Source organism: Pseudomonas abieticivorans (genome assembly GCF_023509015.1).
Lineage (GTDB): Bacteria > Pseudomonadota > Gammaproteobacteria > Pseudomonadales > Pseudomonadaceae > Aquipseudomonas > Aquipseudomonas abieticivorans.
Map to the genome: position 1 here is coordinate 4,290,524 of NZ_CP094975.1, position 13,241 is coordinate 4,303,764.

Consider the following 13,241-nt stretch of genomic DNA (forward strand, 5'->3'; position numbering starts at 1 on the left):
TCAGGCCTTTGACGGTAGAAAAAACGCCCACTCCCCAGGGAGGAGTGAGCGTTGTCACCAAATGTTACTTGCCGCTGTACAGGTTCAGGTCACCGAAGTGCTTCTTCTGGATTTCAGCGTAGGTGCCGTCTTTGTGTAACGCTTCGATACCTTTGTTCAGGAATACCTGAAGGTCTTTGTTACCCTTTTTGATACCGACGGCGGTCTTGGCCGGCAGCAGTGGGTCATCGACCGGCTTGCCCACTTCGTAGTCGGCGCCCTGTGGCGACTTCAGGAAGCCCAGTTCAGCTTGCAGCATGTCCTGGATGGAGGCGTCGAGGCGGCCCGACACCAGGTCGGCGTACACCTGGTCCTGGTTGGCGTAGGCCTTGGTGGTCACGCCGGCCTTGTCCAGCACGGCCTTGGCGTAGGCTTCTTGAATGGTGCCTTGCTCATAGCCCACGGTCTTGCCTTTGAGCGACTCGGGGGTGGTGAAGTTAGCGCCTTTCTTGAACACCAGCGAGGTCGGGCCGGAGAACAGTTCGTTGGAGAAGTCGATGGTTTTCTGACGGGCTTCGGTCACGGTCATCGACGAAATCACGCCGTCGAATTTACCGGCGTTCAGGCCCGGGATCATGCCGTCGAAGTCGTTTTCGACCCACTTGCACTGAACCTTGAGTTCTTTACAGATGGCATTGCCCAGATCGATGTCGAAGCCCACCAGGCTGCCGTCGGCGGCCTTGGATTCGAACGGTGCATAGGAAGGGTCAACCCCGAAACGCAGGGTTTTGTATTCCTTGGCCATTGCGGCGCCAGCAGACAAACATAGAGCCAGTGCAGAAAGGGTCAGCAATGCTTTTTTCATTGTGCAGTCCTTAGAACCAGATATGAGCGTACGTCTTGGTACGCGACGTTCGTTACCGGCAAATGCCAGACATCATTTTGATAGCAAATTTCGCACCACAGTACCCAAACAAGCGTTTAAATGGATTCGTATGAGGGGCTCTGGTGCGCGACTGTGCCCAAATCCGGGCAGTCGAAATATGGCGCACCAAAAAAGAGCTTCACTTTAAAAGGTCTTGCAGGGTGGCAAGACAATCCGCCTCTTCCACAGGCTTGTCCAGTCGCCAGCGCAGCATGCGCGGAAACCGTACGGCAATGCCGCTTTTATGTCTTTTTGACAGGGAAATGCCTTCGAAGGCCAGCTCGAACACCAAGGTCGGGGTGACGCTGCGCACGGGGCCGAATTTCTCGACGGTGGTCTTGCGCACGATGGCGTCGACCTTGCGCATTTGCTCGTCGGTAAGGCCCGAGTAGGCCTTGGCAAACGGCACCAGGCTGCGTTCGGCGCTGCCGGGCGGGTTGTCCCATACCGCGAAGGTGAAGTCGGTGTACAGGCTGGCGCGGCGGCCATGGCCGGCCTGGGCGTAGATCAGCACCGCGTCGACGCTGAAGGGGTCGACCTTCCACTTCCACCACACGCCCATGTCCTTGGTACGGCCCACCCCATAGAGCGATTCGCGGGCCTTGAGCATCATCCCTTCGACGCCCAGGCTGCGGGAGGCTTCGCGTTGCACGGCCAGATCGTTCCAACCTTCCCCGTGGAGCACCGGGGACAGGCGCAGCACCGATTCGGCGCACGCCGCCACCACCTGATCCAACTGCCCGCGGCGCTTGTGCTGGGGTTCGCTGCGCCAGTCCTCGCCCTGCCATTCCAGCAGGTCGTAGGCCAGCACGGCGACGGGCACGTCCTCAAGGATCTTCTTGCCCAGGGTCTTGCGGCCGATGCGCTGTTGCAACAGGGCGAAGGGCTGCACCTGGTCGTCCTTCCACACCACGATCTCGCCGTCGATCACCGTGCCGTCGGGCAGCCGCTGCTGCAAGGCCATGAGTTCGGGAAAGCGTTCGCTGACCAGCTCCTCGCCCCTGGACCAGATCCACAGGCGGCCATCGCGCTTGACCAGTTGTGCGCGGATGCCGTCCCACTTCCATTCCACTTGCCAGTCGCTGGCCGGCCCCAGCAGTGCGTCGAACTGATCCACCGGTTGTTGCAGGGCATGGGCCAGGAAAAACGGATAGGGCTGGCCGCCACGCTGAGCGTGTTCGTCAGCCGATTCCGGGGCGATCAGTTTGAGGTAGCGCTCGGCCTTGGGCGTGTGGGACAAATCGGTATAGCCCACCAGCCGCTGCGCCACGCGCTTGCTGTCGACCCCGGCCAGTTGCGCCAGCGCCCGGGTGACCAGCAGCTTGGACACGCCGACGCGAAAGCTGCCGGTGATCAGCTTCAGGCACACCATCAGGCTTTGCTGGTCCAGTTTTGCCCACAGGGCCGGCAGCCGCTCGGCGAGGGTTTCCGCTGGCAGGCCGCGCAGGGGCAGCAGGTATTCCTGAACCCAGTAGGCCAGGCCTGCGTCGCTGCTGTGTGGGCTTTGCGGCAGCAACAGGGAGAAGGTTTCGGCCAAATCGCCCACGGCTTGGTAGCTCTCCTCGAACAACCACTCGGGCAAGTTTGCGGCCTTGATCCCCAGTTCCCGGAGCACGCGGCTGGGCACCAGTTGGCGGGGGCGGCCGCCGGCCAGAAAGTACACCGCCCACGCCGCGTCTTCGGGCGTCGCCTTGGCGAAATAAGCCTGCATGGCGGCAAGCTTGGCGTTGCTGGACGTGGTGGCATCAAGGTCGCCATACAGTTCGGCGAAGGCTTTCATGAGGCCTGCTGCTCGTCTTCGTCACCGTATTGGGTGGTGAAACCCTGGGCTTCCAGACCCAGTTCGCGCAGGTAGCGCACCAGCACCGCGACCGAACCGTGGGTGACCATCACCCGTTCGGCGCCCGTTTGCTCGATGGCCCAGAGCAGCCCGGGCCAGTCGGCATGGTCGGAGAGCACGAAGCCGCGGTCCACGCCGCGCCGCCGGCGGGTGCCGCGCAGGCGCATCCAGCCGCTGGCAAAGGCGTCGCTGTACTCGCCGAAGCGGCGCATCCAGGTACTGCCGCCGGCCGAGGGCGGGGCCAGGATCAGGGCTTGGCGCAGGGCTGGGTCGGTTTTCTTGAAGTCGCCGGCGTAATGGGTTTCGGGAATGTACACGCCACCTTCTCGGTACACCCGGTTCAACGGCTCGACGGCGCCATGCACCAGGATCGGCCCGATGTGTTCGTCGATGCCATGCAAAATCCGCTGGGCCTTGCCGAAGGCATAGGCGAACAGCACGCTGGCGCGGCCCTGCGCTGCGTTGGCTCGCCACCAGTCGTTCACCTCGTTGAAGATTTCAGCCTGGGGCTGCCAGCGGTAGATGGGCAAGCCAAAGGTCGATTCGGTGATGAAGGTGTGGCAGCGCACCGGCTCAAATGGCGCGCAGGTGCCGTCGGCTTCCACCTTGTAATCGCCGGAGGCCACCCAGACTTCGCCCTGGTATTGCAGGCGCACCTGGGCCGAGCCGAGCACATGGCCGGCAGGGTGAAAACTCAAGGTGACGCCGTGGTGTTGCAGACGCTCGCCGTAGGCCAGGGTTTGCAGGTTGATGTCCTGGCCCAGCCGCGCGCGCAGGATACCTTCGCCTGGGGCGGCGGCCAGGTAGTGGGTGTTGCCGGTGCGGGCGTGGTCGCCGTGGCCATGGGTGATCACCGAGCGTTCCACCGGGCGCCAAGGGTCGATGTAGAAGTCGCCAGGCGGGCAGTAGAGGCCTTCGGGGCGGGCGATGACAAGGTCCATGGAAGGCGTGGCCTGCGTGGGGGGCTTGTCTGTTATGAGGGGGGTGGGGCGAGGTAAGTTCGAATTTTGCGTACCCGTATGTAGGGGCGGATTCATCCGTGAAAAGATCGCTGCGGTTTACCTGCTGCACCGCGTTACGGCCTTCGCGGATGAATCCGCTCCTACAGTGGGGCTTATTTGCCAGGGGTCAACGTGAGGCGCTTGTTGCCGTAGGCCCTTTCGAAGTTTTGCGGCTGCATCGGGAACGACACGTACTGCCCCTTCAACCACGGGTCAATCCCGTCGGCATAGTGCGGGCTGGCCGGGTTGGAAGACTGGCCGGTGCCGTTCATGCCCATCATCGGTTCGGCCTGGCCGAAGTCGACGATCAGGCGCATGGCCGGGACCAGGGTCACGTCGAAGTTGTCACCCCAGGCGTAGGCCGCGGCGTTCAGGGTGGTGTGGTCGCCACCGGCCGGGCGTGGCCCGCGGTTGAACAGGTTGGCGCTGCCGACCGGGCCCTTGGCTTGCGAGGTCCAGGTGTAGTGGTGCAGGTTGCCCCACTGCCAGGCCTTGTGATCGGCGCCCAATTGGCTGTCGCCGGCGGTCACGGCGGCGGCCAGGCTGCGGGCCAGGATGGCGGGCTTGTCCTCTTTTTGTGGCGTGCGAATGTCGTCCCAGAACGGGCTGTCTTCGCGTGCCAGCAAGTGATCGGCCTGGGCCGAGTACGACAGGTTGCCGTTGGCCACGAAGGCCTTCCAGCTCGGGCTGTTTTCCGGGCCCAGTTCGTCCAGGAAGATCTGCCGGGTGCTTTCCTGCAGGAACAGTTCGTACAGCGCGGCATCGGCCGAGGTGGCCGACAGGTTGCCGTTGAAGGCCAGCAGGCGGGTCAGCGCTTCCTGAGCCTTGGCGCGGTCGGCGGCGGGCAGGGCGTCGATGGCCTTTTTCAGCGGCTGGGCCATGCCGGGGGCCTGGAGCATCGCTTTGAGCTTGGGGGCGAACGTGGTGGTCTGGTCGTACTGCATGGCGATCATGCTGCGGCTGTCCTGCTTGCCGTTGGCTGCCAGTTGCGCCATGCGCTCGCTGCGCTCCGGGTAGTACCAGGAATTGGACAACTGCATGCCATAGCCATGGGGCACGGTGCGCTGGTTGGCAGTGCCCAGCCAGCCTTGCGGCGGGTCCTGGTCATAGGGGTGCAGCATCGCATCGGCATAGCCGTCCCAGTCATAACGGCTGTCCCAGCCCGGTGACGGGACCAGGCCCAGGCCTTCGCGACGGTTGGGGAAGCGCCCGGTCACCTGCCAGCCAATGTGCTCGGCATCGGCAAACACCATGTTCACCGCGATGGCGCGGATCTCACGGCTGGCGTCGGACGCCGCTTCAGCCGATTGCGCACGGGACAGGTCGAAAAACGCATCGAGAGTTTTGTCGTCCTTGTAGTCCGGCATTTGCAGCGCCAGGCCCAGGCCGCTGTTCAGGGCCATGGGTTGCAGGGCGTTCTTTTTTTCGCCCAAGGCGCTGTTGAGCAGGGGGCCGTGGCGAGTTTCGTACACGGTTTCGCGGATTGGCCGCTGGCCCTTGATGAAAAAGGTTTCGTTGCGGGCCATCGCAGGCAGCCATTTGCCGTCGGCCAGGTACAGCAGGCGGCCGCCTTCGCGCTTGACCTTCTCCAGGAAGATGTCCTGGTTGTCGCCCATGGCCATGGTCATGCCCCAGGCCACTTTGCCGTTGAAACCGCTGAGCACGCCGGGGAAACCGGCCATGGACACGCCGGCCGCCTGGTATTTGGGCGCGCGGATCTGCACGTAGTTCCAGGCCGAAGGGATGGCGATGGGCAGGTGCGTGTCGTTGGCGAACAGGCTTTTGCCACTGCGGCTACGCTGGGGCGAGAAGGCCCAGTTGTTGGACGCGGCGACCCCAAGCATGTTCATGTCGGCAAGGCTTGCGGCCACGGTGTTCAATTCGCCCAAGCCTGCGATTTGCCCGTTCAAGGTCAGGCCCTTGAGCTTGTCGGTTTCGGCAAACGGCAGCGGGTCGTCCGGGTAGGTGGGCATCAGCCAGGCGAGTTTGTCCGGCCCGATCTTTTGCGCCAGCACCAGTGAGTTGATTTCTTCCTGCAGGTTTACCGACAGGCCGAAGTTCATCAGGCAGAAGATCAGTGCCGAGTCTTCCGGTTGCCAGTATTCAGGCTTGTAGCTGGACTCGGCGAGGTCCATCGGCAGTTTGTCGCGGTAGCGGAACAGGTAGGCGTTGACCCCGCGTGCGTACACCTCGAAGAAGCGCTTGAGGCGCGGCGACGAGCCGGCATAGAGCTCGGCGGCACTCTTCCTGAGGTTGACGGTGCGCATGAACCGGTCGATTTCCAGAGTGTCGGGGCCGGCCATCTCGCTCAGGCGACCCTGGGCCAGCAGGCGCATGCCGACCATCTGGCTGATGCGGTCGGTGGCCGCGATGTAGCCTTGGGCAAACAATGCATCGTGGAAACTGTTGCTCTCGATCAGCGGCATGCCCATGGCGTTGCGGCGCACTGATACGTTTTGGGCCAGGCCCTTGAGCGGTTGCACGCCACTGTCGGGGGGCAGGGTGTCGGCGTAGCGGTCGTCGAGCCAGTTTTGGCAACCCGTCAGGCTAAGCAGCCCAACCATTGTCGCGGCGGCGCCGAACCGGGGGATGAAGGTAAAAGGGGCTGGCGAGGCCATGGCAAGGCTCCTGCGGGGGTGACAATCGGAAAGGCGCTACGTTAGTGAGCGCGCGGTCGCCACGCAAGCGGGTACAGCCCCTTTATTTGCACGTTCGTCCGGTCAGGCCTTGGGCGGGTTGATCTTGTCGGTCCAGGCGTAGGCGCGAACGGTGGCCGGCCGGGCCTTGACGCTGTCGAACCAGCGCTTGAGGTTCGGGAAGCTGTTCAGGTCCTGGCTTTGGCGCTCGTACGGCACGATCCACGGGTAGATGGCCATGTCGGCGATGCTGTAGTCGTTGCCGGCGACGAACTCGCGGTCGGCCAGGCGCTTGTCGAGCACGCCATACAAACGGGCGGTCTCGTCGATGTAGCGCTTCATGGCGTAGGGGATTTTTTCCGGGGCGAATGCGTTGAAGTGGTGGTTTTGCCCGGCCATCGGGCCCAGGCCGCCCATTTGCCAGAACAGCCATTGCAGGGTTTCTTCACGCCCGCGCAGGTCTTGGGCGATGAATAGCCCAGTCTTCTCGGCCAGGTACAACAGGATCGCCCCGGACTCGAACAGCGAAATCGGCGCGCCGCCGTCGGCAGGCGCGGTGTCGACGATGGCCGGGATGCGATTGTTGGGGGAAATTTTCAAGAAGGCCGGCTCGAACTGCTCGTTCTTGCCGATGTTGACCGGGTGCACGTTGTAGGCAAGGCCGGCCTCTTCCAGGAACAGGGTGATCTTGTGGCCGTTGGGGGTGGTCCAGTAATGCAAGTCGATCATGGAGTGCTCCTAGGGTATGCCGTACCCGGTAGGAGCGGATTTATCCGCGAAGGCATCGCCACTGTGTGTCAGGCGTATCTCAGCGCTGCTTTCGCGGATAAATCCGCTCCTACAGGGGAGGGGGGTAAGCAAAAAAACGGCCCGCAGGCCGTTTTTGTCATTCAATTCAAGCGCCGTGGCACTTCTTGAATTTTTTCCCGTTGCCGCATGGGCACGGGTCGTTGCGGCCCACGTCTTTCAGGGCGTTGCGCACTGGCTCTTGCGGCTCGTGGTTGCAATGCGGGCCGTGCACGTGACCGTGGTCGTGTTCGTGGTGGTCATGACCATGGTCGTGATCGTGGTTGCAGTCAGGGCCATGGACATGGGGTTGTTGGGTCATTGCGGGTTACTCCGGAATTAGATCGCCGGGAATTATCTCACCACTGCGCGAAAGCTGCTGGGTATGGCCGAAAAATAATCCGGTACTCAACTCGCCCTCCAGGCGGTAGGGGATGGGGCGGTCGGGGTGGCGCAGCAGTTTGACCACGTCACGCAGGTGCTGCCACAGGTTGGTGCGGATCGGCACTTGGAAATAACCACGGCTGTTGGCGGCCACGGTAAACCATTCGTCGTAATCGCCATCGGCGAGCAGGATGTCGGCCAGATGGATGCGGTAGCGCAGGCCGCGCACCGGCAGGCTTGAATCGTTGGGGTTGTCGATGGAAAAATGCAACACGAATTGTTGCTGCAACAGCTTGGCCTTGACCACCTCAACCTTGACCAGGTGCACTTGCGCGTCCTGGAAGCCGCCAGTGAACCACGTCGAACAGCCGCCCAGGCTGAGCAGCAAAAGTAGAGCGACTGTGCGTAACGCGTATGCCTGGGCAATCATTGGCGGGCTCCGTGCTGTGGCGTCAGTCTACTAGCCCTTTGCCCTTGTGAGCGAAATTCCTCCTGCGCCATACTGCACGTTCGTGCTGATCGGTGTGCGCCCAGCCGGCAGGAGTGTGCCCTTGAGTCTTTATGAGATCGTGTTTGCCGGTGAGTTGGTTCCCGGCGCCCAGTTGCAACTGGTCAAGAACAACCTGGCCAAGCTGTTCCAGGCTGACGACCAGCGCATCGCGCTGCTGTTTTCCGGGCGCCGGCTGGTGCTCAAGAACAACCTGGACGCCGCTGCCGCGGAAAAATACCGGGCCACCCTGGAGCGCGCCGGGGCCCGGGCCTGGGTGGTGGCCATGGCCATGGAGATCGAAGAGATCGAAATGGCGCCACCGCCGGACGAGCCAGGCTTCGTGCGCAGGCCTGCGGCGAAGCTGCCGAGCAAGGTGGTGCCCAGGGACCTGTACATGGCCGCGTTCGTCGACGTGCAGGCGCCAGACTTCGCCATTGCCGAGGTGGGTGCCGACCTGCAGGACGCCAAGCCGGCCGCCCGCCCGCCCGCTCTGGACCTGAGCCAGATGAGCCTGGCCCCGGCAGGCGCCGACATGGGCCAGGTCAAGGCCGCGCCGGCCCCTCAGGCGCCGGACACCTCGCACCTGAAGATCATTTCGTGAGGTAGGCGCTGCAGCATTTCTTGAACTTTTGCCCGCTGCCACAGGGGCAGTTGTCGTTGCGCCCGGCCTTGAGCGCCACGGTGGGGTCGATGAAGTACCAACGCCCGGCGTTCTGCACGAATGAGGATTTTTCGCGGTGGCTGTGTTCGCCGGCGCTGTCGTGCCAGCGAGCTACGAACGTCACGAAAGCGTGCTCCGGCTGGCCGCCGAATACCTCGGCGTTTTCCACCTCAAGCCCCAGCCAGGTGCTCTGCAGGCTCCAGTTACTGATGGCCTGGCGGTCTAGGCCGGGCTGTTGCACGGGCAGGGTGGTAGCGATCAGGTAGTCGACCTGGCCCAGCACGTAGGCGCTGTAGCGCGAGCGCATCAGGGTTTGCGCGTCGGGTGCCGGGTGGCCGGCGTGGTAATGCCCGCAGCAGGCGTCGAGCAGGTTGCCGCTGCCGCAGGGGCAAATGGAAGCACTCATCGGGTCACCACCAATACTTGCCGAAGTTTTCCGGGTTGGCCCAAAACCTGGCGTTCAGCCAGTCCGGCACCTGTTTGTACTCGCGCAAATCATAGGTAAAGAGGGTCAGCACCTGTTGGTCGCGCTTGAAGCGTTCGCTGGCCTGCAAGGCCAATGAATAAAAGTCGGTGTCGCTCCAACCGCTGGCGGCCAGGTCGACCAGCACGGCAATGCGGCTGGCGTTAAGGTTGCGGATGCCACCCAGTAGTTCAAGGCCGGTGCGCTTGGGCATGTGCTCCAGGCCACCGACCACCAGAGCCAGGTCGAAACGCTGGCCTGCGAGCTCCGAAGGCAGGGCGCCGGGCGCGGTCTGGGCCACGGTGGCCGCCGGGTGTGCATCCTGAAACGCTTGCAGTGCCGGGAAGCTGGCATCACCCACCAACAACACCCGCGCCGGTGCGTAACGGTCCAGTAGCGCCGCCAAGGCTTGTTGCGGCGTACGTGTAGAAAAGCTGTCAGTCATTGAAAACCCTCGATCAGACCGACAAGACTAGCCCGGTTCGCGCTAGCGGTACATGGCAGATGAGTGGCGCAGAACCCAAGGTCCGTCTTTACTCCCTGAACATCGGTGTCAAACCGATTTTTCCCCCCTTAGGAGAGTGACTTGATGAGCATACTTCGGACAGCATTACCCCTGGTGTTGATAACCAGCGTGTTGACTGGTTGTGCCGGCCTGCAAAAAACCGACTGGCCCAAGTGCGCCGCCGTCGGGGGCGTGACCGGTGCCGCGCTGGGTTCCATCCAGAACTCCACGTGGGCTGGTTGGGGCGTATTGGTGGGCGGCGGCGTGGCAGCGGCCTATTGCTGGGTGCATGGTGATGGTGACGAAGATGGCGACGGCGTGCCGGACAGCCGTGACAAGTGCCCGCACACCCCGGCAGGTACGCCGGTAGATGCCACCGGTTGCCCATTCCCACCACCACCGGCGCCTGTGGTTGAAGAGCCGGCGCCGATGGCCAAGCAAGAAGTGATCGTGATCCGTGACGTACACTTTCAGTTCGACTCGGCCAAACTGACCGGCCCCGACAAGATGCAGTTGGACAAGGTCGTGACCAAACTCAAACCCGAAGCCAGCACCACGCAACTGACGGTCACCGGCCACACCGACAGCGTCGGCCGCGATGCCTACAACCAGAAGTTGTCTGAGCGCCGTGCTCATTCGGTGGTCGATTACCTGATCAGCCAGGGTATTCCACGGGCCAGTTTCGTCTCGGTCAGCGGTGCGGGTGAAACCCAGCCGGTTGCCGACAACAAGACGGCCGACGGTCGCGCCCTGAACCGCCGCGTTGAAATTCGTATCGATCGTCAATAACCTCTCCGCCCGCAGCTTGTGAAGTGCTGCGGGCCCGTCTTTACTCCTGTGTGACCGGTATGGGCCGGTGACACAGGAGCATATAATTATGAGAGTCCTCTCGCGGGCGGCTTTGCCCGTTCTTGTGGTCAGTAGTGTTCTTCTTGCCGGTTGCGCCACCCACAGTGATGGGACAGCGCCGCTCAACCAGGGGAACTGGCCGATTTGCAGCGTGATTGGCGGTGTGGTTGGGGGCGGATTGGGGGCGTTGGAAAATTCGAGCTGGGCCGGTGGCCTGGGTGTGCTCGGAGCCATTACCGGCGGCTTGATCTGTTATGCCCACGATGGGGATGAAGACGGTGATGGGGTATTCGACCGTCGCGATCGTTGCCCAGGAACACCTCCCAATACACCCGTCAGCCACAACGGCTGCCCATTGCCGCAATACCCCGCAAGCGTGAAAGCACCCGAACCTGCGCCGGCCGAAGAGGTGATTACCCTCAGCGATGCGGGCAACGTGCTGTTTGCGTTCAATTCCTCGGACCTGACCAATGATGCCCGCAGCGCGCTGTCGGGGTTGATGGACAAGTTCAAGAGCGCCGACGTGGTCAGCATCAAGGTGGTGGGCCATACCGACAGCGTGGGCAGCGATCAATACAACCAGAAGCTCTCTGAACGGCGCGCCAACAGCGTGGCCCAGTACCTGCTGAGCCAGGGCCTGGCGCCCAGCAAGCTGAGCAGCGAAGGGCGCGGCGAAAGCGAGCCCATCGCCGATAATTCCACCGACGAAGGCCGTGCGAAGAATCGCCGGGTGGAGTTGCACATCAACCGGTGATTGCGTCCCTGTGTAGGAGCGGATTGATCCGCGATAAGCCCACCGCGGTTTACCTGATACACCGAGGCGCTCTTTTCGCGGATAAATCGGGGCGCCGGACCGTCGCTCCTGGAGACGGTAAGGGTTAGCGGCGAACCTGCTTCAACGTCTCGGCAATCATGAACGCCAGCTCCAGCGACTGGTCGGCGTTCATCCGTGGGTCGCAATGGGTGTGGTAGCGGTCCGACAAGCCGTCTTCGGTGATCGGGCGGGCGCCACCGATGCATTCGGTGACGTTCTGCCCGGTCATTTCGATGTGGATGCCACCGGCATAGGTGCCTTCGGCCTGGTGTACCTGGAAGAACTGTTTGACCTCACTGAGGATTTGCGCGAAGTCGCGGGTCTTGTAGCCGCTGCTGGCCTTGATGGTGTTGCCGTGCATGGGGTCGCAACTCCATAGCACCTGGCGGCCTTCGCGTTGTACCGCGCGGATCAGCGCCGGCAGATGGTCGCCCACCTTACCCGCGCCCATGCGCGCGATCAGGTTCAGGCGGCCAGGGTCGTTGTCCGGGTTCAGGGTGTCGATCAGGCGGATCAGGTCTTCGGGGTTCATGCTGGGGCCGACCTTGACCCCGATCGGGTTGTTGACCCCGCGCAGGAACTCGACGTGGGCGCCGTCCAGTTGGCGGGTACGGTCACCGATCCAGAGCATGTGCGCCGAGCAGTCGTAGTAGTCGTTGGTCAGGCTGTCGCGGCGCACGAAGGCTTCTTCGTAATTGAGCAGCAGGGCTTCATGGGCGGTGAAGAAGCTGGTTTCGCGCACGTGGGGCGAGCTGTCCATGCCGCAGGCGCGCATGAAGGCCAGGGTTTCGTCGATGCGGTTGGCCAACTGATGGTACTTGTCGGCCAGGGCCGAGTTGGCGATGAAGTCCAGGTTCCACTTGTGCACCTGATGCAGGTCGGCGAAGCCGCCCTGGGCGAAGGCGCGCAGCAGGTTCAGGGTGGCGGTGGCCTGGTGATAGGACTGCAGCAGGCGCTCGGGGTCGGGGATACGGCTTTTTTCATCGAAGCCTATGCCGTTGACGATGTCGCCGCGGTAAGCGGGCAGGGTCACGCCATCAATGGTTTCGTCATTGGCCGAGCGCGGCTTGGCGAATTGCCCGGCCATGCGCCCGACCTTGACCACCGGGCAGCCGGCGGCGAAGGTCATGACAATGGCCATTTGCAGCAGCACCTTGAACGTATCGCGGATCTTGGCAGCAGAAAACTCGGCGAAGCTCTCGGCGCAGTCGCCGCCCTGCAGCAGGAATGCCCGGCCCTGAGTCACTTCGGCAAACTGGCGGCGCAGTTCGCGAGCTTCGCCGGCAAATACCAGCGGCGGGTAGCTGGCCAATGTCTGTTCGACGTGGGCCAGGCGCGCGGCGTCGGGGTACTGCGGTTGCTGCTGGATCGGCAGGGCGCGCCAGCTGTCAGGGCTCCAGGGAGTGGTCATGTCAGGCTCGGTCTTGTTCTGGGAAGCGGACCGTCATGTTAGCACTGGGCCTGCGGCCAACGCCTGGGCAATAAAAACCCGGCACTGAGGCCGGGCCAAAAAAGGCGCTGGTATCAATCGTTCTTGGAGGGTTTGACAAGGCGTTTCTCCAGTTCCTGACAGGCATCCTGAATCATGTCTTCAGTGATCGGGACTTCCTGCCCCTGGGCGTCGATGATCGAGCCGCCCACCGCTTCGTGCGGGTGGATACGTTTGACCGCCACGGTTTGCTCGGTGCTGTTCTGTAAGCCCATGGTCCTCTCCTCATCAGGTTGTAATGACCAAAACACCCACGTGACCGCGCTGTGACCCGTCCTTGCGCGGTTACGCAGCTACTCCAGTCCACCAGAGACCCACGGCAAATGCCAGTGGTTCATTAGAACAAAACCCTCTAGCGCCTGCTGCCGTCAGTCATATTCAGCTGACTTTGCCCGCGCCCTGGAGTTCCTGAGGGAGAA

General features: G+C 62.7%; 14 protein-coding genes. 3 read left to right on the forward strand and 11 right to left on the reverse strand.

What is annotated here, in order from left to right; all coding sequences use genetic code 11:
- Positions 1 to 64: 64 nt before the first annotated feature.
- From L9B60_RS19690 to L9B60_RS19720, 7 genes are all read right to left on the reverse strand, one after another.
- Complete coding sequence (locus L9B60_RS19690) at positions 65 to 844, reverse strand: transporter substrate-binding domain-containing protein (RefSeq protein WP_249672408.1); 780 nt, start codon at positions 842 to 844, stop codon at positions 65 to 67.
- A 199-nt stretch (positions 845 to 1,043) separates the two neighbouring features.
- Positions 1,044 to 2,684 (reverse strand): ATP-dependent DNA ligase, encoded by a 1,641-nt coding sequence (locus L9B60_RS19695; protein WP_249672409.1) that lies wholly within the window; start codon positions 2,682 to 2,684, stop codon positions 1,044 to 1,046.
- Complete coding sequence (locus L9B60_RS19700; protein WP_249672410.1) at positions 2,681 to 3,685, reverse strand: ligase-associated DNA damage response exonuclease; 1,005 nt, start codon at positions 3,683 to 3,685, stop codon at positions 2,681 to 2,683. The genes L9B60_RS19695 and L9B60_RS19700 overlap by 4 nt, the downstream gene beginning before the upstream one ends.
- A gap of 173 nt (positions 3,686 to 3,858) precedes the next feature.
- Positions 3,859 to 6,363, reverse strand: a complete 2,505-nt coding sequence (locus L9B60_RS19705) for a penicillin acylase family protein (protein WP_249672411.1) — start codon at positions 6,361 to 6,363, stop codon at positions 3,859 to 3,861.
- A gap of 102 nt (positions 6,364 to 6,465) precedes the next feature.
- Positions 6,466 to 7,110, reverse strand: a complete 645-nt coding sequence (locus tag L9B60_RS19710; RefSeq protein ID WP_249672412.1) for a glutathione binding-like protein — start codon at positions 7,108 to 7,110, stop codon at positions 6,466 to 6,468.
- 166 nt (positions 7,111 to 7,276) lie between these two features.
- Positions 7,277 to 7,489 carry an SEC-C metal-binding domain-containing protein gene (locus tag L9B60_RS19715; RefSeq protein WP_249672413.1) on the reverse strand — a complete coding sequence of 71 codons (213 nt, stop codon included), beginning with the start codon at positions 7,487 to 7,489 and terminating at the stop codon, positions 7,277 to 7,279.
- 6 nt (positions 7,490 to 7,495) lie between these two features.
- Positions 7,496 to 7,981, reverse strand: a complete 486-nt coding sequence (locus L9B60_RS19720) for an LEA/WHy family protein (protein ID WP_249672414.1) — start codon at positions 7,979 to 7,981, stop codon at positions 7,496 to 7,498.
- A gap of 121 nt (positions 7,982 to 8,102) precedes the next feature.
- Here L9B60_RS19720 and L9B60_RS19725 point away from each other — a divergent pair, with 121 nt between their 5' ends.
- Positions 8,103 to 8,642, forward strand: coding sequence for a hypothetical protein (locus L9B60_RS19725; protein WP_249672415.1), 540 nt, complete (start codon positions 8,103 to 8,105; stop codon positions 8,640 to 8,642).
- On the opposite strand, the gene L9B60_RS19730 is transcribed toward L9B60_RS19725, so the two are convergent.
- The gene (locus tag L9B60_RS19730; protein ID WP_249672416.1) at positions 8,632 to 9,108 is read right to left on the reverse strand and encodes a YchJ family protein; all 477 of its coding nucleotides are present in this window, start codon (positions 9,106 to 9,108) and stop codon (positions 8,632 to 8,634) included. The two genes, L9B60_RS19725 and L9B60_RS19730, sit on opposite strands and share 11 nt — an antisense overlap.
- 4 nt (positions 9,109 to 9,112) lie before the next feature.
- Complete coding sequence (locus L9B60_RS19735; protein WP_249672417.1) at positions 9,113 to 9,610, reverse strand: DUF6231 family protein; 498 nt, start codon at positions 9,608 to 9,610, stop codon at positions 9,113 to 9,115.
- Between the two features lie 144 nt (positions 9,611 to 9,754).
- Between L9B60_RS19735 and L9B60_RS19740 the strand changes: the two genes are divergently transcribed.
- Both L9B60_RS19740 and L9B60_RS19745 read left to right on the forward strand, forming a co-directional pair.
- The gene (locus L9B60_RS19740; RefSeq protein WP_249672418.1) at positions 9,755 to 10,459 is read left to right on the forward strand and encodes a PA1041 family peptidoglycan-binding anchor lipoprotein; all 705 of its coding nucleotides are present in this window, start codon (positions 9,755 to 9,757) and stop codon (positions 10,457 to 10,459) included.
- Positions 10,460 to 10,547: 88 nt separating this feature from the next.
- On the forward strand, positions 10,548 to 11,273 hold the full coding sequence (locus L9B60_RS19745; RefSeq protein ID WP_249672419.1) for a PA1041 family peptidoglycan-binding anchor lipoprotein: 726 nt from the start codon (positions 10,548 to 10,550) through the stop codon (positions 11,271 to 11,273).
- 124 nt (positions 11,274 to 11,397) lie between these two features.
- Here L9B60_RS19745 and L9B60_RS19750 read toward each other — a convergent pair whose 3' ends face one another.
- Positions 11,398 to 12,744, reverse strand: a complete 1,347-nt coding sequence (locus tag L9B60_RS19750; RefSeq protein ID WP_249672420.1) for a class II 3-deoxy-7-phosphoheptulonate synthase — start codon at positions 12,742 to 12,744, stop codon at positions 11,398 to 11,400.
- 113 nt (positions 12,745 to 12,857) lie between these two features.
- Entirely contained in the window at positions 12,858 to 13,037 is a 180-nt protein-coding gene (locus tag L9B60_RS19755; protein WP_249672421.1) for a PA1571 family protein, read from the reverse strand.
- Positions 13,038 to 13,241: the final 204 nt, after the last annotated feature.

Bases quoted from the DNA above. Each gene is read 5' to 3' on its own strand.
- L9B60_RS19690 (WP_249672408.1), bottom strand. From the start codon at position 844: ATGAAAAAAGCATTGCTGACCCTTTCTGCACTGGCTCTATGTTTGTCT.
- L9B60_RS19695 (WP_249672409.1), bottom strand. From the start codon at position 2,684: ATGAAAGCCTTCGCCGAACTGTATGGCGACCTTGATGCCACCACGTCC.
- L9B60_RS19700 (WP_249672410.1), bottom strand. From the start codon at position 3,685: ATGGACCTTGTCATCGCCCGCCCCGAAGGCCTCTACTGCCCGCCTGGC.
- L9B60_RS19705 (WP_249672411.1), bottom strand. From the start codon at position 6,363: ATGGCCTCGCCAGCCCCTTTTACCTTCATCCCCCGGTTCGGCGCCGCC.
- L9B60_RS19710 (WP_249672412.1), bottom strand. From the start codon at position 7,110: ATGATCGACTTGCATTACTGGACCACCCCCAACGGCCACAAGATCACC.
- L9B60_RS19715 (WP_249672413.1), bottom strand. From the start codon at position 7,489: ATGACCCAACAACCCCATGTCCATGGCCCTGACTGCAACCACGATCAC.
- L9B60_RS19720 (WP_249672414.1), bottom strand. From the start codon at position 7,981: ATGATTGCCCAGGCATACGCGTTACGCACAGTCGCTCTACTTTTGCTG.
- L9B60_RS19730 (WP_249672416.1), bottom strand. From the start codon at position 9,108: ATGAGTGCTTCCATTTGCCCCTGCGGCAGCGGCAACCTGCTCGACGCC.
- L9B60_RS19735 (WP_249672417.1), bottom strand. From the start codon at position 9,610: ATGACTGACAGCTTTTCTACACGTACGCCGCAACAAGCCTTGGCGGCG.
- L9B60_RS19740 (WP_249672418.1), top strand. From the start codon at position 9,755: ATGAGCATACTTCGGACAGCATTACCCCTGGTGTTGATAACCAGCGTG.
- L9B60_RS19745 (WP_249672419.1), top strand. From the start codon at position 10,548: ATGAGAGTCCTCTCGCGGGCGGCTTTGCCCGTTCTTGTGGTCAGTAGT.
- L9B60_RS19750 (WP_249672420.1), bottom strand. From the start codon at position 12,744: ATGACCACTCCCTGGAGCCCTGACAGCTGGCGCGCCCTGCCGATCCAG.
- L9B60_RS19755 (WP_249672421.1), bottom strand. From the start codon at position 13,037: ATGGGCTTACAGAACAGCACCGAGCAAACCGTGGCGGTCAAACGTATC.